Origin of the sequence: Pseudomonas sp. MPDS, assembly GCF_013283895.1 — a bacterium.
Classification (GTDB): domain Bacteria; phylum Pseudomonadota; class Gammaproteobacteria; order Pseudomonadales; family Pseudomonadaceae; genus Aquipseudomonas; species Aquipseudomonas rhizophila.
The window spans coordinates 3,342,456-3,368,598 of the sequence record NZ_CP054128.1; the positions used below are offsets into that span (position 1 = coordinate 3,342,456).

Here is a 26,143-nt window from a genome sequence, read left to right on the forward strand (position 1 = left end):
TCGCGACTCGAATGACATTGCTCATAGCCATGCGGAAGCCAGCGGCCATGCATTACCAATGGAGACGCGTCCGCCAGCCCCGCTTGCCAATAGTTTTACCCCCAGGCTGTCGGGCCGCGGATAGACGCGGCTGCTGAGGCTGAAGCGGCCGTCTTGCTCAAACACCTCGATGGACGAACGATCCAGAAACACCCGCAGGTGCAAGGACTTCTGGGCGTGGTCTATCGCCACGCTGCGCTGACCGCTCACCTGCGCGCCCGAACGACTGCGATCCAGTACCAGGCGCTGCAGCGAAGCGTCGTAATAGAGCAGGGTTTGTTCGTCGCCCTCAGCACTGCAACGCAAGGCGATACCCAGGTGACCTTCGGCACAGCCGAGCAAATCCAGATGCACATGGAGCTCGAGCCTGTCGCCATTGACCTGTGGCACCCATTCGTAGCCCGGTCCAACCCACGCAGAGGTGTGCGGCAGCGGTGCCTTGCGTAAAGCGGTCAGTTCCCGGGCCGGAAACACCCTGAGGCGGTCGGCATGCAACTGCAGTTCCCGGGGTAGGCCGAGCATGCCGCACCAGTGATGGGCCTGGCTCGGCATCGGACTTTCCCACATGTCGAGCCACGCCCACACCAGGCGCCGACCGTCAGCAGCCACCAGCGTTTGCGCAGCATAGAAGTCATGGCCGTTATCCAGCTCGATAAACGGGTCGCCGCTGAAGTGCCATTGGCTGTCGAGTTGCCCCACGCGATAACCGGTCTGGTACTTGTTGAGCCGCTCGTAACCCTCGGGGCGCATGCCCTGGGGGGAGTACAGCAGCACGTCGCGCCCATCGAGGCGAAACAGGTCCGGGCACTCCCACATATAGCCATCGCCCTCGTTGCCGCGGGCTACATAGTCAAGGAACTCCCAGGCGCGCAGATCGATGGAGCGGTACAAGGGGAGTAAAGGCGTATCGCCCAGGCGTGCGCCGGCAATCAGGTACCAATAGTCGTTGTCCTTCCAGACCTTGGGATCACGAAAATGCATGATCGTGTCTTGCGGTGCGGTCTCGATGACGACACCCTGCTTGACGAACCGGACGCCGTCGACGCTGGTGGCAAGACACTGGACCTGGCGAATCTGGCGTTCGTCACCCACTTCCCCCAGCCAGGTGTGCCCGGTGTAGATCAACGCCAACGTGTCGCCACACACCACCGCACTGCCGGAAAAACACCCGTCGCGGTCAAAGTCATCGCCTGGCGCCAGTGCGATGGGCAGGTGCTGCCAATGGACCAGGTCAGCACTCTTGGCATGCCCCCAATACATCGGGCCCCATTTCGCGTCGAAGGGGTGATGTTGATAAAACACGTGATACTCGCCGCGAAAGTACACCACTCCGTTAGGGTCGTTCATCCAGCCTGCGGGCGGGGCAAGATGATAGTCGGGGCGATAGTCATCGGTGACGCGAGACAGGCCGGCGCTCAGCGCCTGTTGTGCAAGCTCAAGGGTCGCGGACATTGGAGCGTTCATGGGATTCACACACACGGTCATAGGGCGCCTGCTCGTACCGAGCGCTGGGCAATGTCATCCAACGGGGTTTCGAGGGATTGTGGGTGGCGCCTCAAGGCCGTGCCGTCGGCATCGAACAGGTGCAGATTGTCGATCTCTACCTGCAGTTCGACCCGATCACCCACTCGCCACCCGGCGTGGACCTCACAGCGACAGATCATCGGCTCATCCTGACCGGTATCGAGGTGCACATAGGTTTCGCTGCCCAGGTATTCGACCCCGATCACGGCGATGCCGGCTGTGCCCTGTGCCGCCTTGAGTGCTACATGTTCCGGTCGAATCCCCAGGCTCAGTTGGCTGTTCGCCGCCAGGCTTGAGCTGTCAAAGGGCAGGGTGGTCCTGCCCAATACCAGGCTTTCCACCAGGCTGCTTGCGCCTGGCGTATGCAGGAACGCTGCAAGAAAGTTCATCCTTGGCGAGCCGAGGAAACCGGCGACAAAACGAGTCGCCGGGCGTTCGTAGAGTTCTCGTGGCGAGCCAACCTGCTCGATACGTCCGCCATTGAGCACGACAATCTTGTCGGCCAGGGTCATCGCTTCAACCTGATCGTGGGTCACGTAGATCATGGTCGTGCCCAGTCGGGCATGCAGCCTGGCGATTTCATTGCGCATTTGCACGCGCAAAGAGGCGTCCAGATTGGACAGCGGCTCATCGAACAACAAGATGTCCGGTTCCCGTGCCATAGCCCTGCCCATGGCCACCCGCTGACGTTGGCCACCCGATAATTCCTTGGGTTTGCGTTGCAGCAGTTTGTCCAACTGCAGGATTTGCGCGGTTTTCAGCACGCGCTCGCGCAGGCTGGTTTTTTCGGTCTTGGCCAACTTGAGACCAAAACTGATGTTGTCGTAGACGTTCATGTGCGGGTAGAGGGCATAGGACTGAAACACCATGCCGACGCCACGCTCGCGCGGCTCCAGGTCATTGACCCGGCGCCCGTCGATCAACAGGTCGCCGGCGCAGATGGAATCCAGCCCGGCGATCAGTCGCAACAGGGTGGATTTTCCGCAGCCCGAGGGGCCGACGAACACCACGAATTCACCGGCGGCGATTTCCAGGCTGACGTCGCGAAGAATGCGCATGCCGCCCAATTGTTTGTTCACGTTGTCTAGCTTCAACTTGATCACGATGCTGTTCCTTGTCTTTGTTGGGCATCAACCCTTTAACGCACCGGTAGTGAGACCGGAAACGATTCGGCGCTGGAAGATCAGCACCAGAATCACCAGTGGGACGGTGACCAGCACCGAAGCGGCCATCAACAGCCCCCAAGGCAACTCATGGGAGCTGCCGCCGGAAATCAGGGCGATGGCTACCGGCACCGTGCGCTGCGTGTCGGTGAGGGTGAAGGTCAGGGCAAACAGGAACTCGTTCCACGCAGCAATGAAAGCCAGCAGGCCGGTGGTGACCAGCGCAGGCCAGAGCAGCGGCAATAACACGCGGGTCAGGGTGACCCAGGGCGAAGCACCGTCCATGATCGCCGCCTCCTCCAGCTCATGGGGCAGTTGGCCCATGAACGTGGTCAGCACCCAGACGGTGAAGGGCAGGGTGAAGATCGTGTAGCTCAGGATCAGCGCCCAGGGCGTGTTGTACAGGCCCAGGGCACGGATCACCTCGAACAGCCCTGACAGCACCGCGACCTGGGGAAACATCGACACGCCCAGAACCATTATCAACACCGCGCCGCGTCCACGAAACTTCACCCGGCCCAAGGCATAGGCGGCGGTCAGGCTGAGGAACAGCGCCAGCGCGACCACACTCAGGGCAACCACCAGCGAGTTACCGATTGCCCGCAGGAACGAGGCCTGGTGGAGCACGGCGGCATAGTTGGAGAAGTCGGGGTTGTCGACCCAGTAGCTCACCTGGAACAAGGCACTGGACGGCTTCAGCGACGTCACGATGGCGTAGTAGAAAGGGAACACCGCATACAGCAGCAAAATCGCGATCAGGCACCAGAATCCGACGCGCAACAGCGCTTTTTTCAGTAGGCGCGGGCTCATGAGCGAACCTCCATTTGACGGCGTCCGAGGTACAGATAAATCATGGCGATGACTGCGACGACCAGAAACAACAAGGTCGAGGCCGCGCTGCCGTAGCCGACGTCCTGGAACTCCATCAGATGCTGGCGGGCGTACACCGACATGCTCATGGTGCTCGACGAGTTGGAGGTCAGCACATAGATGACGTCAAACACCCGCAACGAATCGAGGATGCGGAAAATCGCCGCCACCAGCAGCGCAGGCATCAGCAGCGGCAGGGTGACTCGCCAGAACACCTTCAGCGGGTGAATGCCATCGACGCGGGCGGCTTCGTAGCAATCGCCCGGCAACATCTGCAAGGCCGCCAGCATCAGCAGCGTGACGAACGGGACGGTCTTCCAGACGTCGACGATGATCACGGCCCACATCGACAAGTCGGCGTCTGCCGTCCAGGCCAGGGGCGCGTCAATCAGGCCGGCGCCCAGCATCAGATGATTGATGATGCCGAACTGGTCGTTGAGCATCCAAGACCAGATTTTCGCCGAGACAATGGTGGGGATCGCCCAGGGAATCAGAATCAATGCCCGCACCAAGGCGCGCCCGGTGAACTTGACGTTCAGCAGCAGCGCCACCAACAGCCCCAGCACCATTTCCAACCCCACTGAGACCACAGTGAAATGCAAGGTGTTGCGCACCGCGTTCCACCATTGTGGATCGACCAGGATGCCCGACCAACCGGTGCTGCTGTGCAGCAGATAATTGCTCAGGCCGATAAAACTTGCGTCACCGGTGTCCGCCAGGCTGGCGTCGGTCAGGCTGAACCAGAATGTACGCAGCAGCGGCCAGGCCGCCACCAGGGCCAGGCACAGTAGCATCGGAGTCAGGAACAGCCAGGCGGCGCGAACCCGGCGGCGTTGTACCGGCGTTTCCAGGGCGGGCAGCAGCTCGTCACCGGACGCCAGGGTAGTGGAGACAGACATGGTGAATTTCCTTCCTTGTGGCTTACCAGTTCCGGCGCTTGATGCGTGTCAGTTCGCTTTCCAGCTCCGCCAGCGCCTGATCGACCGGCACCTCGCCGGCCAGCACACCATGCACTTGATCGAAGAAGGCATTGGAGACACGTGGATAGCGATCGGCGGTAATCGAGGCGGGGCGCATGACCCCATCCTTGAGAATGCTGCGCAGTTGACTGTAATAAGGCATCGCCGCGAGCAGCTCGGGGTCTTGATAAAGTGACTCGATCACCGGGTTATAGGCGCCGACCAGGGCACGATGTTTCTGCTGCTGAGCACTGCTCAGGTAGCTCACCAGCTGCGCGGCAAGCTTTGGATTGGCGCTGTAACGCGACACCGCCAGGCCCCAGCCACCCAGGGTGGAGGCGTGGGTGCCCGTCTCGCCACCGCGGGGCAGGGGCGCCACGCCGACCTTGTCTTTTACGACACTGTCCGGGCTTTGTACCAGGGCCCAGACATACGGCCAGTTACGCATGAACAGCGCATTGCCCGACTGGAATACACCTCGTCCTTCTTCCTCGGTGTAGTTGAGTACGCCACGTGGGGAGATGTCTCCTACCCAGCTCTTGGCCAACGTCAGCGCGGTTCTTGCGGCAGGACTGTTGACCACGATGTCACCCTGAGGGTTGACCAACCCACCTTGCGGCTGGCTGCTGATCCACTCCAGTGCATTACACGTCAGGCCTTCATAGGCGCGGCCCTGAAAGACGTACCCCCAGGCATTGGCGTTCCCGGCGCTACGCTCAGCCTGTTGGACTTCCCGCGCGATTGCAGTCATTTGCTCCCAGGTCTGCGGCACCTGTTTGTGGTACTTCTCAAGCAAGTCCTTGCGGTAATAGAGCAGGCCCGAATCAGTGAACCAGGGCATCGTCACCAGCCGGCCGTTCACCGTGGCGTTATCCACCTGGGCCTGGAAGTAGCCCTCGGTCGCGTTGGCAGGGAGCACCTCGCGCAGGTCCATCAGATGGTTGGCCAGCATCCCCGGCCATACCATATCGATTTGAATGATGTCGATGTCGCTGGATCGGGCACTCAGGATTTGTTGGTAGAACGACAACCTTTCGGTGGCCGAGTTAGGCGTGGAAACCACTTCGACGCTGTTGCCGGTCTGCTTCGACCACGCCTCGACAGCCTCCTTGCACAGCTGCAATTCAGCACCTACGGCACCGCAGGAGATCGTCAGATTGGCGGCAGTCGAGAGGGATGGAAGCCCGACACAAAGGCCGAGCAGCGCAGCAGGAAGGAGCGATTTGAGCTGTTTCATAAAGCCCTCTTTATTTTTGTTTTTAGAAAAGTTAACGTTAACATCGCCAAATGTAGCAGCGTATTAGCGATGAGGCACCCTTTTTTTCACGGTTTTTGACAATTCAAAAGCCGAAGAAAAAAGACCATTGCGGGAACAAAAAATAAAAACAAAACAGGGAAATCCACATGCAGAAAGCATCAAGCTGGCTTCTCGCAGGCGTGCTCGGCACCGCGGCGGCCACCTCTCACGCTGCGACGCTGGAAGAACGCATGGCTGCGTTCGAGGCCCGTGCCAGCGCCGCGGAAAAACGCGCCGCGGCTGCCGAACAGCAAACCCAGGCCCTGGCCAGGGAACTGCAACAACTCAAACTCGCCGCTCCCGCGCTCCAACCGGTGGCATCCACTGCAAACGTTGCCACGCCGACGCTGGACACGCGGCTGGCAAAACTCGAAGCCCGGCAACAAAGCCTGGAAAAACAAGACAGTGGCGCATCCCTCACGGACGGATTCAGCTTCAAGGGGTACGCCCGCTCGGGGTTGCTGGTCAATGACGGTCTGGGTGGTGGTCGTGGCGGCCCTTATACCACCCCGGCCGGTTCCGTCGGCGGTGCCGTGGGGCGACTCGGGAACGAGGACGACACCTATATGCGGATCGACCTGTCGAAAGAGCAATACGCGCAGAACGGCACCCGCTCAAAATTCACCGTGTCCATTGCCGATGGCGTAGAAAGCTCCAATGACTGGACGGCCGACGAAAGCAACCTGAACGTGCGCCAGGTGTTTACCGAACTGGATCACATCGCGGCGTTCAAGGGGAACTCGGTGTTTGAGAATTCCACTCTCTGGGCAGGCAAGCGGTTTGACCGGGACAATTTCGATATCCACTGGTTGGACTCGGACGTCGTCTACCTGGCTGGCACCGGCGGTGGCATCTATGACGTGCAGATGAACAAAAACTGGCGCTCGAATTACTCGTTGATCGGGCGAAATTACGGGGAGTTCAGTGACGGCGGCGTCAATGCCGATGTTGAAAGCTACATCCTGACCTCCAACCAGTTCTTCGACAATGGGCAGTGGCAGTGGATGTTCAACGCCATTGGCGCTAAAGAAAACGACATCGGCACCCGCAACAATGAGGCGGGCCTGACACCTGCGGACTCCGGCCTGCACAGCATGGTGGCCAATCACCAGAAGAACTTTTTCGGCAGGGAAGGCTTCTTCAAAACGGCGTTGCTCTATGGGCAAGGCCTGGGGGCAGAGGTCAAGAACATCGGCTCGGACGGCGAACTGATCGACGACGCACGTGCTCTGCGTCTGGCGCTCTATGGTGAGACGCCCATCGCCCCCGGCTGGCGCATCGGTCCCAGTTTACTGGCCGAACAGAGCAAGGACCGGTACGTCAAGGGCGACGACTACCGCTGGATGACACTGAACGTGCGCCTGGCCAATGAAATCAACAGCAATTTCGAGATGGCCTACGAGATGAGCTGGCAAACCATGGACCTCGATCCCAAGGGCTACATGGAACGCAATGCAGTCGACGGCAACTTCTGGAAGTTCACGGTCGCCCCGACCTTCAAACCTGATTTTGGAGACCTTCTCACACGCCCCGAACTGCGCGTGTTCGCCAGCGTCATGAACTGGTCCTCGGATCTGGACAGATACAGCGCCTCCGATTCCTTCGGCAAGTCTGACTTCAACGCAGGCGGCGTGTGGCAATACGGCATACAGATGGAAACCTGGTTCTAAATGGGAGGGCATCCTCTTCGCAAGCAGAGGATGCCGCTCAACCCTCCATCAGCGCCAACCGGATGCAATTCATGCGATGCTTTGCTCCGGAGCGAATGCTGGATGCAGGCATCCGTATGTCGCTGCAGCTCGATGTTCAAAAGGCACACTGACCAGTTTGCCTGATGCATCTACAAGCGGTGGCGGATAACCCGCTCATCCGAACCGGAGAAAAACAATGACATTCAAGGCTCTGCTCACCACCAAACCCGGCGATGCAATCGCGACACACCTGGTCGACTTCAAGGACGAGGACCTGATGCCAGGCGACGTGACCGTAGTGATCGAGTACTCGACCGTCAACTACAAGGATGCCTTGGCCCTGAGCGGCCGTTCGCCGGTCATTCGCCAGTTTCCGCTGATCCCAGGCATTGATTTCGCCGGTATCGTCGAGACCTCCAGCAATCCCGGTTTCGCGGCCGGCGACCGAGTGCTGGTCAACGGTTGGGGGCTGAGCCAGACCCACCATGGTGGCTTCGCGCAGAAAGCACGGGTGAGTGGCGACTGGCTGGTGAAGGTCCCAGAGGCATTTTCAACCCAGCAAGCCATGGCCATCGGCACTGCGGGCTACACGGCAATGCTCAGCGTGCTGGCGTTGGAGCATGGCGGCCTGAGCCCCGAGCGCGGCGATATCCTGGTGACTGGCGCCAGCGGCGGTGCCGGCTCGGTGGCAATTGCGCTGTTGTCGGGCCTGGGGTATCGCGTGATCGCCTCGACCGGGCGGCAAGAGGAAGCCGACTACCTGCACGAGCTCGGTGCGGCACAGGTCATCGATCGTCGGACCCTGTCCGAGGCAGGCGCCCCGATCGGCAAGGAACGCTGGGCGGGCGTTATCGATTCTGTCGGTAGTCATACCCTGGTCAATGCGTTGGCTCAGACCCAATACCGGGGAGTTGTGGCCGCCTTCGGTTTGGCCCAGGGGGCAGATCTGCCAGGGTCGGTGCTGCCGTTCATCCTGCGTAACGTAACCCTGGCCGGTATCGACTCTGTCAATGCGCCCCAGAGTGCCCGCGTGCAAGCATGGTCACGACTGGCGCGTGACCTTGACGTGGACAAGCTTGCCCGCACCACCCAAGTCGTGGGCCTGGCGGAAGTTCCGGCAATCGCCGGTCGGGTGCTGGAAGGGAAGGTTCGCGGGCGCACCGTCGTGGATGTGAACGCCTGATTCTTTCGGCGAGCCGATTCCCATGAAGGCATGTCGCGGCCAGGCTCGTGCTGGCCCCGACGACAAAATCGAATACGAACTTGGAGAACATGCACAGAGACTCTTTATTTTTAAGTCGGAGGACTGAGCGTAGGAAGTTTTCTTGCGCCTGCTGCAGAGTTTAACCAGAGCAGAATTGCGGCGAGAGAGGCGGCTAGTACCAGCGTAAGCCACATGATGACCAGCAGGGTGAATGTGACGGTATTGTTTAACTCACGGAAAATGCCGAAGGCAAAAGCGGTGTACCAAGACACACCCGAAACTGCACCGGATGCGAGAAATAAGGCGGCTCTGCTGCGGGAGACTCCAAAGAGCAGGGGGCGACTCAAGTCGCGTAGGGCTGCTGGCAACACAAATGCGTGGATGATTATTCCATTGATGGTCAGGACGATCACCACAATGACCTTCGCCCAGAGTTTGGGGTTTTCCAACTTTTCCGGCGACTCCATCGCGTAAAGGGCCAGGAAACCAAAGCCTGAAAGCCACAGGAGGCATAACCCAGCAGTGACCGCGTCGCTGATGAAGTGAAAGGTGCGGCCGATTTCAACGGGGAGGCTGCCCCTGCGCATCCACCGCAAGATCCAGAGGTCCAGCATCGTCGCCCCGCCAAGACCGAAGCACATACCGAGCAGGTGTATACCTACCAGAAGTGTCAGAACGTTCAGCTGTGGGAGTGGATCAGGCAACGGAACGCTAAGCGCAAGTGTGTCCGCGAGTAAATGACCACTGCTGGAGAGCGCAAGCAGGCCGCCGAAAAACATAAGAGACGTTCGCATCTTCATTTATTACGACCTTAGGCTAATGTTCTTATTCAGCAGGTAGCACGGGCGTGGCCCCTCCTCAGGAAGGAACCGGTGCTTGAGCATCGATCAAGCTCTGGCTCTTGAGCTCCTCCCAGAAGGCTGCCGGTATACCGACCTTCATCGCTTGTACATTGGAAACTACCTGCCCCGGCGAACGCGCCCCCGGGATGATCGCGGACACTTGCGGATGTGCCGCCGCGAATTGCAGGGCGGCAGTATGAATGTCGATACCATGTCGGCTGGCAATCGCCATGATCCGCGCGCGTTTTTCTACCGCTCCGGCAGGTAGATCCAGGCTGAAGTTATATCGGCTGCGCCCTCCCAGAAATCCATCATTCAGAGGTGTTCCCACCACGACACTGGTGCCCTTACTTCTCAATGCCGGAAAGGTGTTGCGCAACGCATCGCTGTGGTCGAGGAGGGAGTACTGGCAGGCAAGCAACACGATGTCGGGCGTCGGGTCATTACTGGTCAGGGCCTGAACCACGGCGTTCGGTGTATTGACGCCGAAGCCCCATGCCTTGATGAGCCCTTCATTACGCATCTTTTCAAGCTCAACCATCGCCCCTGTGCGGGCAATTTGATACGCCGCTTCCCATCCGCTCTCCAGCTCAGTGTTATCTGGCGAGAGGTCATGGATAAAGACGATATCGATACGGGGTAACCCCAGACGCTGCAGGCTGTCTTCCACGGAGCGGCGCGTGCCTGCTGCGGTGTAGTCATATCGATAGTTGAAGGGCGCCGGCGACTTCCAGATAGCATGGTCCGCACGTAGGCCACCAGCGGCCGTCAATACGCGTCCGACCTTGGTAGAGACCACATAATCGTCTGGATTTTTGTCGTGCAGGAAGCGGCCTAGACGATATTCACTCAAGCCAAACCCGTAGAACGGCGACGTGTCGTAAAGCCTTACACCCGCCTCCCAAGCAGCCTGCAGAACCAAAGCCGCCTGCTCGTCGCTGATCGGCGCAAAGATATTGCCAATCTGCGTCCCGCCCATACCAAAGCGTTGAGGCGTCATGTATCTCATGGCAAGCGAGGGCAAATTGAGGGGCAGGTCTGTGCGCACGAGCCGCCCTTGCGTAGGCATCACGCTTCCGCGTTCTGTCAGCGAAGAGGGCGCTGGGGCTGTAGCCAGCGAACTTGCGACACTCGATGCTGGCAGCAAAGCGGCTGCAACAGCACCCGCCGCCGAATAGGTAAGAAAATCTCGTCTGTCCATCCAGCATTCCTTTCACGACTGAGGGTTCACGGGCTCATCGAAGCCAGCATTCGTAATAGAAATTAGAACAACGAGGGTTGGCCGGGTGACCCTAATGCGCCGTATCTTTTGCACAATCCTGCCGATGCACTTGTGCTGGTCACGCACTCTCAGCAAACTCGAGCATTCCGTATATAGGGGCGCATGTGATGACGAGCGGTTCCTTCTCGCAGTTCCGTTTCAGCCATGTGCATTCGCCAAGCGTGCACGAACCCGCTCAGCCCAACGAACGCCTCCAGGCACTCAGGCGGCTTATCGAAAAAGTCACTCTGCAGATTGGGTTGAACGAGGTTTGCACAACGTCGATTCCAGGCTTGGCCTTTTATCGAGTGGCCGAACTAGGTACGCCCAAGTACTGCATTTATGAGCCTTGCGTGGCCATCATTCTGCAGGGCGCAAAGGAGATCGCGTTCGGCGAGCAAGCCTGTGAGTTTGAGCAAGGGGCGTTTTTTGTCACTTCGGTCGATATACCCACACTGGCTCGCGTTACCGCGGCTACCGAGCAAATCCCTTATTTATCAATTGTGTTGAAGCTCGATTTTGCCATGCTCAACGAGGTGATCCTGACCCTGGAACCGCCAAAGCAGGAAATGACTACTGAGGCGCGGGGCTTCGTATCCGGTGTGGCGACGAGTGAGATGCTCGATGCGTTCGCTCGACTCTCCACGCTGATCGACCGGCCGCTTGAAGCAGGCTTGATGTCCGGCCTTATCAAGCGGGAAATATACGGTAGGCTGCTGCTCAGTGAGGCGGGGAATTTGTTGCGCAGCGTCACTCGCGAGGGTTACAGAGACAAGGGCATCGTGAGAGCCATTGAATGGCTAAAATATCACTACGACAAGCCGCTGCACGTAGCCGACCTCGCCGAACGATCAGGAATGGCCAGCTCTACCCTGCATCACCGGTTTCGCAAGCTGACAGGCACCAGCCCCATCCAGTATCAAAAATCGTTACGACTGCAAGCCGCGCGCAGCCTGATGTTGACCGATAGGCTCGATGTGAACACGGCCGCCTTGCGGGTCGGCTATGAAAGTGTCGCTCAATTCAGTCGCGAATATGCCCGGCGTTTCGGAGCACCACCCTCGAGAGACATCAAGCACGCACGGGAGAATGGTGGGCGGCTCGACTAATTAAGCGACCCAATCACCAACTTGATCAGGCGGTTGCAGATAAACCTAGAGTCAATTAGGCACTTAATGTGGCGTTGGTAGGTTTACCTGCGCAGCCTCGTCAAACTTCAACCGGGCCGCTTCAACTTCAGGCAATTTGTCGAGCGTCCATTTATGCAATTCGCGAAATGGCTGCTGCAGTGTTCGACCCAGTTGGGTGATCTCATACTGGACTGCCACGGGCGAGAACGAAATGACCTTGCGCGAGACGAGACCATTTCGCTCCAGCCGCCGCAGGCACTGTGTCAGTGCCTTCTGAGTGACGCCCTCCAGGCGACGCTTGATGGCATTAAAACGGTGCGGGCCATCATCCAGCACCGCCAGAACCATCATTGACCACTTATCTGCGATCTGGTCGAACAGCGCCCGGCTTGGGCACTCCGACGAAAAACATTGCGGCTTTAATTCCAGCATCGAAGTTTCCTCATGTATACCTAGGCGACTCTAAGTGCCTAATTGACATCTGGTTTACAAAATATACTTATATGGCTTCCAAAAGCAAACGGAGTCCATCCAATGTCAAACCCTGATACCAGCATCTTATTTCGTCCTTTTTCCATCCGATCGCTTGAACTGAAAAACCGGATTGTCATGTCGCCGATGACCAGACAATTTTCGCCGGAGGGCATCCCCGGTGACGGGAGCGCTGCCTACTACCGGCGGCGGGCCGAGGGGCGGGTCGGGTTGATCTTGTCAGAAGGGACCGTCGTTGATCGTCCCGCTTCACGTAACGGTTCCGGCATTCCTTTTTTCCACGGTGAAGCAGCGTTAGCTGGATGGAAGAACGTGATTGATTCTGTTCACAACGCGGGTGGCCGTATGGGGCCGCAACTCTGGCACACCGGTGCTGTGCGTGACGTCAGCGGCTGGGAGCCTGATGCGCCGGTTGAAAGCCCATCAGGCCTCGATTCGCCAAACGACCCGCGCGGTGTGGCAATGAGCGAAGAGGATATTGCGGACACGGTTGCTGCTTTTGCCAAGGCAGCGGCGGATGCCAAACGCCTGGGTTTCGACACAGTCGAGATCCATGGGGCTCATGGTTATTTGATCGATCAGTTCTTCTGGGCCGGCACCAATCAGCGCACCGATCGTTATGGCGGACTGACGATCAAAGAGCGCTCGCGCTTTGCCGCTGAGATAGTGTCTGCCGTTCGTCATGCCGTTGGGCCCGAATTCCCTATCATCATGCGCGTCAGCCAGTGGAAACAGCAGGACTTTGGAGTGCGCCTCGCCGAGACCCCAGCATTAATGGAAGCGTGGCTGCTACCGTTGGTTGAGGCAGGTGTTGATGTTCTGCACTGTTCGCAGCGACGTTTCTGGGATCCTGAGTTTCCCGAAATTGATGGTGAGAACGGGCTGAACTGCGCGGGCTGGGCGAAGAAAGTCACTGGAGCGACAACCATTAGCGTTGGCTCGGTCGGGCTGGACAATGACGTTACTCACGCATTCGCCGGCCAGGACTCAACCCCTGCGAGCCTGGATCGGCTCGTCGAGCGTATGGAGCGCGAAGAGTTTGATCTGATCGCCGTAGGACGTGTTCTGCTGAGTGACAAGGATTGGGTCGCCAAAGTGGAAAATGGCGATTACGCGGAGCTGAAAGGCTTCAATCCGGCGTCTTTAGCCGAATTGGTTTGAGCCTTACAGCGGAGTGGAGAGTGTGATGCCACACAGGTTTTAGTCTGAAGAAATCAGAGCTCTAGCCTAGGATTTTGCGAGGTCGAGAGCGTAATCCGTTGTTGAGTGCGCCATGACTGTTTCAACGACTGAAGCTGTTAAGGCCACTCAACACCTGTGTAAATAGGACCGCGTTGCGGTGCAGTCGTATTAAACGTTTTTCGAAACTCGGTGGAGTTCTGTTACAGGCTTTCCGGATCGCCAAAAAACATCTGAATCCGCGAACGCAACCAGCGCTCACCCGGGTCGTTGTCCTGGGAGCCGCGCCAGGCCATGTGCAGTTCGAAGCTGCGCACCGGAATCGGTGGGTCTTCGGCGCGAACGCCGCCAGCGGCGGTCAGTGCGTCGGCGGTGTAGTCGGGCACGATGGCGATAATGTCAGTGCCCGCCAGCAGCGTGCTCAGGCCATTGAACTGCGGTACGGCCAATACCACGTGACGCTTGCGGTCCAGTTTCTCCAGCTCTTCATCGATGAAACCGCTCAGGTCCCCGGCGAAGGACACCAGCGCATGGGGCCGGGCACAGAATTCGTCCAGGGTCAGCCGACCCGGCGCAGTGTCGGCCCGCAGCACTTTGGGCATGCTGCGCCGCAAGACTTTACGCTTGGCGTTGGCCGGCAGATCCTCGGTGTAGCTGACGCCGATGGAGATTTCACCGGACGCCAGCAAGCCCGGCATCAGAATGTAGTTGACCCGGCGCACGACCAGGACAATCCCCGGAGCTTCGGCCCGCAGGCGCTTGAGCAGCATCGGCAACAGCGCGAACTCGGCGTCGTCCGACAGGCCGATGCGGAACACCGAGGTGCTGGTGGCCGGGTCGAACTCCGCCGCGCGGCTGACCGCCGTGGAGATCGAATCCAAGGCTGGGGAGAGCAGGGCGAAGATTTCGACCGCCCGGGCCGACGGTTCCATGCTGCGACCGGTGCGCACGAACAGCGGGTCATCGAACAGGTTGCGCAGCCGTGACAGCGCGGCACTGATGGCTGGCTGGCCGAGGAACAGCTTCTCGGCGGCTCGGGTCACACTGCGTTCATGCATCAATGTTTCGAACACGATCAACAGGTTCAGGTCGACACGACGCAGGTCATTACGATTCATCTGGGGTCCTGGCAGATTCAGCAAGCTTGACGTGAGCGGCCATATGAGAACAATGACCGGCATGAATCTTACGGGGAAAGACTGGTACTCTGCACCGGCTAATTGCTTTTTCTTAGGGATAGGCCCTACAAGACTGGGTTCATTTTCTTGCTGCGGAATCAATGACAGGCATGTCGACTATTAATAGCCACTGATGGTCTTGGGTACAAAGCCCGGATAGAGTTCATGGCATTAGAGGTTACTTTGACGAGGTTTGCGATGTCCCGCACGATCCGTTTTCACAAGTTTGGTGGTGCCGAGGTGCTCAAATGCGAAGAGCATGCGGCGGCTCTTCCTGCGCCAGGAGAAGTGCAGGTCCGTGTCGAAGCGATCGGCATCAGCTGGTATGACACCCTGTGGCGCCAGAATCTGAAGTCGTCCCAGGCGCGCCTGCCGTCGGGCCTTGGTCATGAAATGGCTGGGGTGGTGACGGCTGTCGGAGACGGTGTCGACGACCTGGCTGTAGGCGACAAAGTTGCCAGTTTCCCTGCCGAGAGCCCTAACGATTACCCGGTGTACGGTGAGATCATCGTGTTGCCGCGTACCGCGCTGACCCGTTATCCCGACGTGCTCACCCCGATCGAAGCCGCTGTGCACTACACGCCACTGCTGATCGCCTATTTCGCCTACGTGGACCTGGCAAGGGTCAAGCCGGGGCAGTTTGCCCTGGTCACTGATGCCAGTCATTGCGCCGGACCATCCTTCGTGCAACTGGGCAAGGCCTTGGGTGTACGGGTGATCGCGGCCACCAAGACCGCTGATGAGCGTGAGTACCTGCTGTCGCTCGGCGCCGAAAAAGTCATCGTCACCGAAGAGCAGGACTTGCTGATGCAAATCAACAAGCTCACTGATAACCGTGGCGTCGATGTGGTGTTCGATGGCCTCGGCGGGCCGCAAATGTCGCTGCTCGGTGATGTGCTGGCGCCGCGGGGCAGCCTGGTGCTGTATGGCTTGCAAGGCGGCAACCAGACGCCGTTCCCGGCCTGTGCGGCGTTCCAGAAGAACATTCAGTTCTTTGTGCACTGCATCGGCAATTTTACCGGCAAGCCGGAACTGGGCATCATCCAGGATCAGGTTGCATTGCAGCGGGCGCTGCGTGATATCAATCAACTGACCGCCGATCGCGTGCTGTTGCCCCTCAAGACCCGGGTGTTTCCATTCTCCGAGTTTGTCGAAGCCCACCGTTACATGGGCGAATGCCCCTGCCGTGAACGCGTTGCCCTTCAGGTAGTCGACCCCGCCTGATTCCTCCTCCGCGCAAGAGTCAGCATGGCGACTCTTGCGCTGCCTTCGGCCTGAACCTGCTTTCCTTCCTTTCTTCTGCCATTGCCGCTCCGTTCGGCAATGACGCCATGGTGCGCGGCAATCACGCCTTCGCCTGGGCGGTCCAGTTCACTCAACACCCAAAAAGCGTTTAATCCCCAGAGAACTGAACTGGTTTTTGCCCTCAATCTGTATCTTCTAATCGTTATTTAAGTCCTGATAATTGAACGCTGATTTCCATCTCAAGGAAGAAGTCGTGGCGCAGTACAAGTTTCTAGAGAATCGTCATCCTTCGGGCAAAGGTGCATCAAGCGTTAATTGTTTTAACGCCATCAATCGACTGTGGGAAAAACTGACTGGGGCAGGGGGACAATTGAAGTTAGGCATGTTCTTTGTTTTTCGTACTCGTTGTCTGAAGGATGCTGTCGGAATCTTCCTAGGACGCAGGGCGGAATCGCTGAAACCCAATGCCTCATGGGCTTGCAGGCACGTACCGAGGCGAAGCGGGCGAACTCCACAGCTTATGTATCAAATAATTACGACAAGCAAAGCTTGAGCGTATTACCAATACTCTTTGCAGTACTAGAACAACCTTCCAGATCAACCCGTCGCCCGGTCACGCTATGCCGGTGCGACGCCGATATTTGAATTTCCAGGTATATGGCTATGAGTTCAATTCATGAGCAGGCAATGAATCACGTGTATCAACAGATATTGCAGCGACTGTCAGGTTTTTATTCTCGCGCGGAACGGACGGCGTTGCAGCTTTTGATCCAGCGTTTAATTGTCGCCGCTGGCGGCATCGACCGGATCGGCGACTATCGTGTGTTGACGGTCCAGAACGGCAGCCGGGACAGTTTTTATGTCCTGACCGCCTTGCGGGCCGCACAGTTGAGCATCGCCGGCAGGCATCCGGTGACCTTCGACTTGCGTGTCGCCACGCCACGCCTGAGCGAAACCACCCAGGCGACCCTGGAAAACATCCACCGCTGTTACAGCGCGCTGTTCGTCTACGACGACCCCCGGGTGGAACTGCTGATGGCGGATAACCGCGAGGTGGTGCCGTTCAATCACAAGCAGCCATTGTCGGCGGCCGGGCATGAGGCCAATCGCATGGACACGCTGGTTCTGGGCCACCTTCGCTCGATCGACAGCCCCTTGGAAGTAGGCGATCACGGCTACCTGGCGATGGCGGAGTTCTATCGGCATATGGCTCGCTGGGAGCGCGGCGTGGACTCGTTAGTCAGCAGTGATACGCCTCGCGAGCAAAAACAGTTCATGTCGGGCCTTCGACGTGCCGCCCGCAAGGTCGGCCTGGCGACTGACCCGTCCAGCGGTTTCGACAGTCTCTTCGCGCAACTCGATACCTTGGGCGCTAATCTCTACCTGGGCTTCTATGGTCAGGACCACGAGGGCGCGTGGAAACCCGAGGGGCATTTCGAGGCGTGTCGGCGCGTGAGTCACATCGGTATCGACGACCTGATCGTCGACAGTTCGCAAGAAACCAACTGGCCGCTGTTCAGTGAATTCCTTCGGGTGCGGACCGATGAACTCGTCGCATCGGCGCCGGAAAACGAATACCTGAGCCCACTGCTGTCAGCTCACCTGCATGGCCTGCGGGCCTGTTATCTGCAGGGGCGCAGCTATGAGGCAGGTTATGGCGACTATGTACAACGAGCGATCATGATCATGCATCGCAAGCAGTTGCCCGAGCACGTCTGCGAGCAGGCACGCATGCTGTTCGGCCCACCCACGGCCATCCCCGAGCGGCGCGCCCAGGCCGCCAGCGACGCGCACAAGACCCTGGGGCTCAACGAAACGCAACTGGTGTGCATGTTGTTCGCGCCCTTCGTGGAGCAAGGCGCTGGCCTGGAGCACTTCCTGCGCTGCTGTCATCCCGGCATGCTGGTGGCGATGCCCAATCTGCACAAGGCCATGCAGGGCGCGGCCATTGCCGATCAGGTGGCGCAATGGATGGTCGACGTCAGTGGCCTGTCCATCGATATGCTCGGCAAGCTGTATCGGGCGAGTATCACGCCGCCGGAGCAGGAGCAGGCATCGGGGATGGATGCGCAGCAACCTGTCGATGACATTGACATTGAAGAAGCCGGGCAGGGCGACGATGCCATGCGCGAACGTGCGGCACGGCATTGAGGGGCAGGATTTGACGGATTCATTCGCCACGTCGCCTGGCCCAACCCCATGAAAGGTTGCCGGGAAACAGACTTCGCGTATCAGGCGGTTTATCGTTACCTCACCACCCTGATCAACGAACTGGGCGCCGACGCCCGAGTGCGTTTGCCGTCGTTACGGCAACTGGCCGAGCGCCTGAACGTGTCGATCTCTACCATCCAGTACGCTTATTCGTTGCTGGAGAAGGAAGGGCGGGTCTATTCGGTCGCCAAATCCGGTTATTACGCGTTGCCAGTACCCTGCGTCGCGACGCTGGGCGGCGGTGATGATTTGCTCGAGACCCTGTATGTCAATGCACGACGACCGGGAATGCTGGTACTCAGCGCTGACGAGCCTGCGTCGATGCAACCGCTGGACAGCCCGCTGTTGTTACTGGAGCGTGAGCTGCTGCGTCAGTATCCGCGCTCTTCACAAATGCCCTCGCAGCCTTGGGGCGAGCTGGAACTGCGCACCGCGCTGGCGGCTCGCTACACGTCTTCGCCGGCCCGGTGCTGGAACGCCGACGATGTTTATATCGGCGCTGATCTGCGCGGTGTATTGGAGATTCTGATCGCCGTGCTGGCGCTCAAGGGCGCCACGGTGCTGATCGAATCACCCTGCGACTGGACCGTCCTGCGCTTGCTGCAGGCGGCCGATATCGACGTAATCGAACTGCCACTGCTGGCGGATGGGGAGATCAATGTCGAGCAACTGGAACAATTACTGACGAGTAAAGCGGTCCGCCTGGTCATCCTGTCCTCGGTCCTGAACATGCCCAGGGGCACGCTCGCTCCTGAAAACAACCGTCGCGCCGTCGCGCGCTTACTGGATCTGCACGGCACATGGGTGCTGGAGAACGACAGCTATACAGACCTGGCGTTCGAAGCCGGGGTGACGCCTTTTCGAGACTTGCTCGACCCCGACCGGCTGATCGTCTATTCCACTTTCGAAAAAACCATCGGCCCCGAGGCCCCCTACGGCTATGTGTTGTCGCGACAGCTGACGCTGGAGTTGCAGCGACATTTCCTGCTGCGCGCGTTTCGTCTGTCACCGATTCGCCAGAAGGCCATCGCCCGTTTGTACAGCAACGGACGGATCGATCAGCACTTGCTGGTGCTGCGACGATTGTTGCGTGAAGGTGCGCTATCGACAACGCAAATGCTGCGCGAGCGGCTGGGGGACAGCCTGCAATGGCTGGAGCCCCAAGGGGGCGCAACGATCTGGACCCGATCTTCGCGGCGCGTCGATCTGCGACGGGTGTTCCAGCGGCTGCTTGCGCAACGAATCGTCATTGCGCCGGGGGAACTGTTCAGTTTGCAAGGGCTGTACGCACAACATCTGCGCCTGACCCACGCCTTGAGCGGTTCACACGATCTGGATACTGCACTCTGTGCGCTGGCCGATGCCTTGAGACTTGAGCAATCGTAATGGAGGGCGATGGATCGAACCCATCGCGCCACGGTCGAACTGTCAGTAAACTGCATCCATTTTATCGAGCCACTCCATTCAGAGGTTTTGCATGACAGTCAGTCCATTTGCGGGCAAGCCGGCACCGGCAGAGTTGTTGATCGATATCCCGCGACTGGTGACGGCCTATTACACCGGCCGACCCGACGCCTCGGTTTCGACCCAACGGGTGGCTTTCGGCACCTCCGGTCACCGTGGCAGTTCCTTCGACCTGGGGTTCAACGAATGGCATGTGCTGGCTATCAGCCAAGCGATCTGCTTGTACCGTGAAGCCCAGGGCATCAACGGCCCCTTGTTCCTGGGGATCGATACCCATGCGCTGTCTACCCCGGCAGGCGCCAGCGCGCTGGAGGTATTCGCTGCCAACGGGGTCACCGTGATGATCGCCGAGGCAGATGAATACACGCCCACGCCGGCGATCTCCCACGCCATTCTTTGCTACAACCGTGGGCGCACCACCGGTCTGGCGGACGGCATCGTCATCACCCCGTCCCACAATCCGCCGCAGAGTGGTGGCTACAAGTACAACCCCACCAACGGCGGCCCGGCCGATACCCATATCACCAAATGGATCGAAGCCAAGGCCAACGAGCTGCTGGCAAGCCAGTTGGCCGGCGTTAAGCGCATCAGCTATGAGCAGGCCCTGAAGGCCGACACCACTCACCGTCACGACTACGTCAACACCTACGTGGCGGACCTGATCAATGTCATCGACTTCGATGCCATTCGCGCTGCCGGCTTGCGCCTGGGCGTGGACCCGCTGGGCGGAGCGGGGGTGCGCTACTGGCCCGCCATTGCCGAGCATTACCGCCTGGACCTGGACGTGGTCAACACCCAGGTGGATTCCACCTTCCGCTTCATGACCGTCGACTGGGACGGACAGATCCGCATGGACCCATCCTCCAGCCATGCCATGCAGGGGTTGATTGGCCTCAAAGAGCGTTTCGATGTGGCCTTCGCCTGCGACCCGGACCATGATCGCCACGGCATCGTGACGCCATCCGGCGGCTTGCTGGCGCCGAACAACTATCTGGCGGTGTCCATCGACTACTTGTTCCAGAACCGGCCGCAGTGGCGTGCCGATGCCGCCGTGGGCAAGACGGTGGTCAGCAGCGGTCTGATCGATCGCGTGGCCCAGCGTCTGGGTCGGCGTCTGTATGAAGTGCCGGTAGGCTTCAAGTGGTTTGCCGACGGCTTGTTCGACGGTTCCTTGGGCTTTGGTGGCGAAGAAAGCGCCGGCGCCTCGTTCCTGCGCAAGGACGGCGGTGTGTGGAGTACAGACAAGGACGGCCTGATCCCGGCGTTGCTGGCGGCCGAAATGACCGCGCGCACCGGTCGCGACCCAAGCCAGGCCTACCGTGCCCTGACGGATGAACTGGGTGAGCCGTTCTCCGTGCGCGTCGATGCCAAGGCCAGCCCGCAACAGAAGGCGCTGCTGAGCAAGCTGGCACCGGAGCAGGTTGCATCCACTGAGTTGGCCGGGGAGACCATCCAGAGCATCCTCAGCCATGCACCGGGCAATGACCAGGCCATTGGCGGCCTGAAGGTCATGACTGAAAACGGCTGGTTCGCCGCGCGGCCATCAGGCACTGAAGACATCTACAAGATCTACGCCGAAAGCTTCATCGGTGATGAGCACCTCAAGCAATTGGTGGTCGAGGCGCAGGCATTGGTCGATGGAGCCATTTCCAGTCAGTGACTCAAAACCCATCGCGAGCAGGCTCGCCCCACATTGGCGCTACGGTGCACGCCGGCCTCTGTGGGAGCGAGCCTGCTTAAGGTGGGTCGGGCGACACTGATGGCCATGTGCGACAGCACTTTCACTTCATCGCCTAAATCCATGACTTAAAAGCTTTTGGGTGGAATCCGCTGGCAAATACAGACACCATAGCCGCCATGGTTCTGAACACCGGAGTCCCCCAGCGTGTCGCAACACACTCCCGATCTTCCCCCCGAACTTCTGCCCCTGGCCCAGATGCCTCTGCTCAAGCGCCTGGCCGCGCGTTTTCTGGGTCATGGCCTGACGCGACTTCGAGCCCAGCATCGGGCTTCCTGGCTACACGGCCAGGCCGATGGATTTCGCAGCGGGCATAGCGCCGGTTTTGACTACGGCTATAAGGAAGGCAAGGCCGATGGACTGGAAGAGGGCCGGCAGGTCCTGCTGATCCGAGATTTCCGAAGCACCGAGCACCCGGCACCGAAAGTCGATGAGCTGTTGTTCGATGACTGGCGCCTGCCGTTGACCGCCGAACTCAAGAAGCGCATCAAGGCCGATGTTGCCCGATTGCTTCCCGCTCACGCCCAGCCGAGCGCCGCGCAGTGGAAAATGATCCTGAGCGATACGCCGTCTACCTCGATCGTCGCGGGCGCAGGCGCCGGGAAATCCACAACCCTGGTGCTACGCCTTGTGCTGCTGTCCCATTACCTGGGTTTTGAGTTGGATTCGATGACCGTGGTGACCTTCACGCGGGAATCGCGCAAGGACTTCATTCACAAGCTCATTGAAGTTTTTGCCCTGTGGGGGCGGACAATCAGCCTCAAGGAAGCCCGCGATCTGGTGCGGACCTTCCATTCACGCATCTTGCCCATGGTGCGCAGCCTGCCCGGGTTCGAGCGGCTCCAGGCGTTTGAAACCCTGAGCCATCGCAACGAAACGGCTGATGATGACGCCCAGGGCAATCCCTTTGAGCTGCGCATCAACGATGCTCAGCGCCAACAACTCAATGCCTGCTATCACGGTCTTTATCAACGCGATGAGCGTTTTCGCGAACTGATCAAACCGATGTCCCGACACGCCTTGCAGCTCAGGGAGCTGGAACGCGACCATCCCGATGTGCAGAAACGGGTGGCCGTGACCGAACTGGCCGCCCAGCGCGATGAAGAGTTGTGCGATGCGATCGAAGACCTGTGGTTTCGCGCCGGTGCCTGGCCGATCAAGGGCATCGAGCCAAAGCGTCAGGCCTTCCAGATCAACGGTGCGACGTTTCATTGCCACGGCTACGTTCCAACTCTGGACGCCTGGGTGATGCTGGGTTTCGACCCGCGGGAAGATGCCCGGCTCAGCCGGCCCGGCGCCAAGCTGAGTATCCGCGCAGAGTGGGCGGTAAAGCGTACCCTGTTTCAAGCTTTCTGCTCTAAGCCATTGATATGGATAGATAGTTATGAGGCGTCAAAGCGTGTACTGAGCGTGTTGGCCGGGGATGCCAGCGCAGGCCCTGGGTTCGATTACAAGGTAAAAGGCGAACTGGCTTCGGCACCGTTGCTGGATTGTTTCGTCGCGGCGGCCGGCTTTATCGAGAACCTGGGTCTGGACGTCCCGGACGCCGTGGGCCGGATGTGTTTTGCCCAGGATGACCCGGATCGTTATTTCTTTGAGGCCCTGAGTCGCTACTGGCGAGCATTTGAAGACCACCTGCTGGACCAGTCGCCGCCCGTCATGACCTATAACCGAATGTTCGCGTTGTTCAGTGAGCACTCCCCAGAGAACTTCAAGCTGCTGAGCGATGCGACATTGCGTCCTCTGTCACACCTGATGATCGACGAGTTTCAGGATGTCTCGCCGCAGATTGTTTCCTGGCTTCGCGCCAGCCTGCGGGAAGTGCGCAGCCGCGGCCCTGCCATGCATGTCGGCCGGGGCGCCCAGCGTTCCTCCTTGCTGTGCGTGGGTGATGACTGGCAATCGATCTACGGCTGGCGCGGCAGTTCACCCAGTTATTTCATGGCGTTCAACAAACAGTTTCCTTCACCGGCAAACACCCGGGTCATGCTCACCGATAACTACCGCAGCCACCAGCACATCATTGACGCCGCCGAACACGTGGTGCGTGCGGCTGCGGCGATTCCCGGCAAAAAGGCCAAGGCCAGCGGCACGCCTCGAACCTTGAGCCCGGTCAATGTGTTGGACAGAGACGACGAAGGCTTGGCCAAGCGCCTGGACGAGCACTACCGCAAGGGCGATTCAATCTTGATGCTCTATCGAAAAAGCAGCGATAAGCTATTGATTGAACAGCATATTCAATCAACAGTTAATGTGGATTCTAGCTTGCCGTACCCGGCAAGACGCCTCCGGCAGATGACCTACCATAGCGCCAAGGGGCTTCAGGCCGACGCGGTGTTTTTGCTCGGTGACTGCCAGCACTCCACCAGTTCCCCCTACAAGAATCAGGTCTACCGAATGGCCGGGCTTGGCCAGGAGGGCGATGCCGAGCCGTACGACACGGCACAGAAAGACGAGATTCTGCGCCTGGCCTATGTCGGCATTACCCGGGCGGTGCAGCATTGCTATTGGTATGTCGATGGGCAGGACACCCAAGTTAACAAGGCGCCCAAGGCGTCGGATCGGATAGGGACCGGCAAACCGTTCTTTGTCGATCATCGCCGCGCCCGCAGTTGAGAACTTCGGGGCACGAACAAAACTGTCAGGCAAAAAGAAGCCCACTGCTGTGGGCTTCATTTTTTCAGGAGGCAAATCGTCGCAAGCCAACTGGTGGCACGAAAGCTTCCAGCTCGGCTTCCACCGCTTCGATTATTCGCTCCACGTCAGGGGCGTTCATCACTGTCGCGCAGGGGATGCCCGCAATCGCGATCATAGTCTCGCCGCTGGCACGGTCAAACAGCCGGGCGACCATACTGCCCGGTGCGTCCATGCTGGCCTCGAATCCCATGGGATGAAAATGCCAGCGCATCAACTGGCAGGCGTTGGGAAACGTAACCTTGCTGAAAGATCCTCTATTCATCTGTTGCCCACCTTCTTCATCAAGCGCTTCCGTTTGCTCATAGTCAGGAAGGAAGAGCCATCATGGCTCTACCAGTGAGAACTAAAAATAGCACCTGAAAATGAATGTCATGTGGCTTTTTTCAGGTCGTTTGGCGATTGGTTCACTTTTTTTGATCTGCATCACGACTTATACCGTTTTGATCCTGGCCTCACTTTCTTCGGGCAAGGATGTCATCACACCCATCCAGGGGCTCTGGTTCACGGCATTTCAAGACGACGACCCAAGCCAGTAACATCAAAAACGTGGCAACAGAGAAGGTGAGATGCAAGCCATTTACCACAGCTTCGGGAGCTGCCTGGGCGATACCATTCGTCGGTACAGAGAGCGCAAACACTGCGCCGAGCGCCGATGCACCGGTCAAGAAACCCAGATTACGCGACAGATTGAGCAGCCCTGAGATGACACCACGCTTGCCCGCGGGCACATCCGCCATCACCGCTGTGTTGTTGGCCGTCTGGAACAGCGCATAGCCAAGGGTCGTTACCGCGATAGCGGCGACATAGCCGCCCACACCGAGGGTCGGTGACATCAGCGACAGCATCAGGCAGCCGAGAATCATGATCAGCAGCCCAACGAGTCGCACGGGGCGCACGCCAAAGCGGTCCACCAGGCGCCCGGCAGGCACCCCCGTCAGCGCGGCGACCGACGGTCCCGCCGCCAACGCCAGCCCCACCAGCACCGCCGGCAATCCAAGGGCGACGGACAGGTAGAAGGGCCCCACCAGCAGCGTCGCCATCATGACCGTTGCCACCAGAGCACTGGTCACCAGCCCGGCAACCAGCCGCTGGTCCTCCAGCAACGCCAAGGGGATCAATGGCCACGCGACCCGCCGCTGGGCCAGGACAAACAGGCCGCCACCCAGGATCGCTATCAGCAACAGCGCAATATTCGGCCAGCCGAAGTCACCACGGCCCAACGTCGTGGCGAGGGCATAGGCGCCAAGCGTTATCGCCAATAGCAGCGTACCCAGGGTGTCGAAGCGGGGGCGCGCGACCGATCCCTCCGGTTGCCGAGCCGGCAGTGAACGCCAGGCCAGTCCGAACGCCAGCAGTCCAAGCGGAACGTTAATCAAAAATAGCGCCTGCCAACCGAAACCGCTGATAAGTGCACCACCCAGAGAGGGGCCAAGGGCGGTGCCCACCGCAGATAGGGTGCCCAACAGCCCCATCGCGCTACCGGTCTTTTCCTTGCTAACGGTTTCACCCACCAGGGCCAAAGTCAGCGTCATCATGATCGCCGCTCCAAGGCCCTGTAACGCCCGACCAGCGACCAACAGCCAAAGCGAGGGCGCCATGCCGCAAAGCGCCGACGCGAGGGTGAACAGCACGATCCCGGTCAATAGCAACCTGCCACGCCCGAGCAAATCGCCCAATTTTCCGAGACTGACAATCAGCGTGGTAATCGCCAGTAAATAGGCGAGAACCACCCACTGAACCTGCTGGAAGGAGGCCTCGAACGCATGGGCCAGCGTCGGCAAACCGACCGTCACCACGCTGGCGCCCAAGGAGGCCAGCAAGGTCGACAGTGACAGGCTGGCCAAGGCCCAGCGCGGTGAAAAGACCCGTTGGGTGCCCGTCGCGCTCGACAGGCTGGATTGGGTATTGGCTGGTTTCATCATGTCCTCTGGCTCTGCCGCTCTGAAATGGAGCTGTCAG

Annotated in this window: 20 protein-coding genes; 9 read left to right on the plus strand and 11 right to left on the minus strand. The window is 59.2% G+C overall.

The genetic code is table 11. The features are described from left to right. Nucleotides 1-21: 21 nt before the first annotated feature. The 5 genes from HQ912_RS14680 to HQ912_RS14700 are packed head-to-tail and all read right to left on the minus strand — an operon-like array spanning nucleotide 22 to nucleotide 5,792. The gene (locus tag HQ912_RS14680; protein ID WP_173406944.1) at nucleotides 22-1,524 is read right to left on the minus strand and encodes a glycoside hydrolase family 32 protein; all 1,503 of its coding nucleotides are present in this window, start codon (nucleotides 1,522-1,524) and stop codon (nucleotides 22-24) included. Next, nucleotides 1,521-2,666, minus strand: coding sequence for an ABC transporter ATP-binding protein (locus tag HQ912_RS14685; RefSeq protein ID WP_173406945.1), 1,146 nt, complete (start codon nucleotides 2,664-2,666; stop codon nucleotides 1,521-1,523). Before HQ912_RS14685 ends, HQ912_RS14680 begins: the two co-directional genes overlap by 4 nt. Nucleotides 2,667-2,693: 27 nt before the next feature. Then, nucleotides 2,694-3,536, minus strand: coding sequence for a carbohydrate ABC transporter permease (locus tag HQ912_RS14690; protein WP_047226425.1), 843 nt, complete (start codon nucleotides 3,534-3,536; stop codon nucleotides 2,694-2,696). Then, nucleotides 3,533-4,495, minus strand: a complete 963-nt coding sequence (locus HQ912_RS14695; RefSeq protein ID WP_139050078.1) for a carbohydrate ABC transporter permease — start codon at nucleotides 4,493-4,495, stop codon at nucleotides 3,533-3,535. Before HQ912_RS14695 ends, HQ912_RS14690 begins: the two co-directional genes overlap by 4 nt. Before the next feature lie 22 nt (nucleotides 4,496-4,517). Then, the gene (locus HQ912_RS14700; RefSeq protein WP_047226427.1) at nucleotides 4,518-5,792 is read right to left on the minus strand and encodes an ABC transporter substrate-binding protein; all 1,275 of its coding nucleotides are present in this window, start codon (nucleotides 5,790-5,792) and stop codon (nucleotides 4,518-4,520) included. A 167-nt stretch (nucleotides 5,793-5,959) separates the two neighbouring features. On the opposite strand from HQ912_RS14700, the gene HQ912_RS14705 reads away from it, so the two are divergent. Both HQ912_RS14705 and HQ912_RS14710 read left to right on the plus strand, forming a co-directional pair. After that, entirely contained in the window at nucleotides 5,960-7,522 is a 1,563-nt protein-coding gene (locus tag HQ912_RS14705) for a carbohydrate porin (protein WP_139050080.1), read from the plus strand. A 217-nt stretch (nucleotides 7,523-7,739) separates the two neighbouring features. Then, the gene (locus HQ912_RS14710) at nucleotides 7,740-8,726 is read left to right on the plus strand and encodes an MDR family oxidoreductase (RefSeq protein WP_047226429.1); all 987 of its coding nucleotides are present in this window, start codon (nucleotides 7,740-7,742) and stop codon (nucleotides 8,724-8,726) included. Between the two features lie 110 nt (nucleotides 8,727-8,836). Here HQ912_RS14710 and HQ912_RS14715 read toward each other — a convergent pair whose 3' ends face one another. Beyond that, complete coding sequence (locus HQ912_RS14715) at nucleotides 8,837-9,547, minus strand: hypothetical protein (RefSeq protein WP_173406946.1); 711 nt, start codon at nucleotides 9,545-9,547, stop codon at nucleotides 8,837-8,839. Nucleotides 9,548-9,605: 58 nt separating this feature from the next. Then, entirely contained in the window at nucleotides 9,606-10,790 is a 1,185-nt protein-coding gene (locus tag HQ912_RS14720) for an aldo/keto reductase (RefSeq protein ID WP_047226430.1), read from the minus strand. Between the two features lie 188 nt (nucleotides 10,791-10,978). Between HQ912_RS14720 and HQ912_RS14725 the strand changes: the two genes are divergently transcribed. Then, on the plus strand, nucleotides 10,979-11,959 hold the full coding sequence (locus tag HQ912_RS14725; RefSeq protein ID WP_160892792.1) for an AraC family transcriptional regulator: 981 nt from the start codon (nucleotides 10,979-10,981) through the stop codon (nucleotides 11,957-11,959). A gap of 63 nt (nucleotides 11,960-12,022) precedes the next feature. Here HQ912_RS14725 and HQ912_RS14730 read toward each other — a convergent pair whose 3' ends face one another. Beyond that, entirely contained in the window at nucleotides 12,023-12,412 is a 390-nt protein-coding gene (locus tag HQ912_RS14730; protein ID WP_047226432.1) for a winged helix-turn-helix transcriptional regulator, read from the minus strand. Nucleotides 12,413-12,514: 102 nt separating this feature from the next. Here HQ912_RS14730 and HQ912_RS14735 point away from each other — a divergent pair, with 102 nt between their 5' ends. After that, a complete protein-coding gene (locus HQ912_RS14735; protein ID WP_173406947.1) occupies nucleotides 12,515-13,633 on the plus strand; it encodes an NADH:flavin oxidoreductase in 1,119 nt (372 codons plus the stop codon). Between the two features lie 221 nt (nucleotides 13,634-13,854). Here HQ912_RS14735 and HQ912_RS14740 read toward each other — a convergent pair whose 3' ends face one another. After that, on the minus strand, nucleotides 13,855-14,769 hold the full coding sequence (locus tag HQ912_RS14740; RefSeq protein ID WP_160892762.1) for a LysR family transcriptional regulator: 915 nt from the start codon (nucleotides 14,767-14,769) through the stop codon (nucleotides 13,855-13,857). 258 nt (nucleotides 14,770-15,027) lie between these two features. Between HQ912_RS14740 and HQ912_RS14745 the strand changes: the two genes are divergently transcribed. The 5 genes from HQ912_RS14745 (at nucleotide 15,028) to HQ912_RS14765 (ending at nucleotide 24,103) form a co-directional block, all read left to right on the plus strand. Continuing rightward, complete coding sequence (locus HQ912_RS14745; protein WP_173406948.1) at nucleotides 15,028-16,053, plus strand: zinc-dependent alcohol dehydrogenase family protein; 1,026 nt, start codon at nucleotides 15,028-15,030, stop codon at nucleotides 16,051-16,053. Nucleotides 16,054-16,737: 684 nt separating this feature from the next. Continuing rightward, nucleotides 16,738-18,225, plus strand: coding sequence for a hypothetical protein (locus tag HQ912_RS14750; RefSeq protein WP_173406949.1), 1,488 nt, complete (start codon nucleotides 16,738-16,740; stop codon nucleotides 18,223-18,225). 48 nt (nucleotides 18,226-18,273) lie between these two features. Continuing rightward, on the plus strand, nucleotides 18,274-19,671 hold the full coding sequence (locus tag HQ912_RS14755) for a PLP-dependent aminotransferase family protein (RefSeq protein ID WP_047226437.1): 1,398 nt from the start codon (nucleotides 18,274-18,276) through the stop codon (nucleotides 19,669-19,671). A 91-nt stretch (nucleotides 19,672-19,762) separates the two neighbouring features. Then, nucleotides 19,763-21,409: a phosphoglucomutase (alpha-D-glucose-1,6-bisphosphate-dependent) gene (gene pgm, locus HQ912_RS14760; protein ID WP_107322469.1), complete on the plus strand. Its 1,647-nt coding sequence runs from the start codon at nucleotides 19,763-19,765 to the stop codon at nucleotides 21,407-21,409. 225 nt (nucleotides 21,410-21,634) lie between these two features. After that, nucleotides 21,635-24,103 (plus strand): UvrD-helicase domain-containing protein, encoded by a 2,469-nt coding sequence (locus tag HQ912_RS14765; protein WP_173406950.1) that lies wholly within the window; start codon nucleotides 21,635-21,637, stop codon nucleotides 24,101-24,103. Between the two features lie 64 nt (nucleotides 24,104-24,167). Here the strand turns inward: HQ912_RS14765 and HQ912_RS14770 are convergent, their stop codons facing one another. Both HQ912_RS14770 and HQ912_RS14775 read right to left on the minus strand, forming a co-directional pair. Further along, nucleotides 24,168-24,446, minus strand: a complete 279-nt coding sequence (locus tag HQ912_RS14770; RefSeq protein ID WP_047226440.1) for a DUF1652 domain-containing protein — start codon at nucleotides 24,444-24,446, stop codon at nucleotides 24,168-24,170. Between the two features lie 190 nt (nucleotides 24,447-24,636). Then, nucleotides 24,637-26,103: an MFS transporter gene (locus HQ912_RS14775; RefSeq protein ID WP_173407542.1), complete on the minus strand. Its 1,467-nt coding sequence runs from the start codon at nucleotides 26,101-26,103 to the stop codon at nucleotides 24,637-24,639. Between the last annotated feature and the right edge of the window lie 40 nt (nucleotides 26,104-26,143).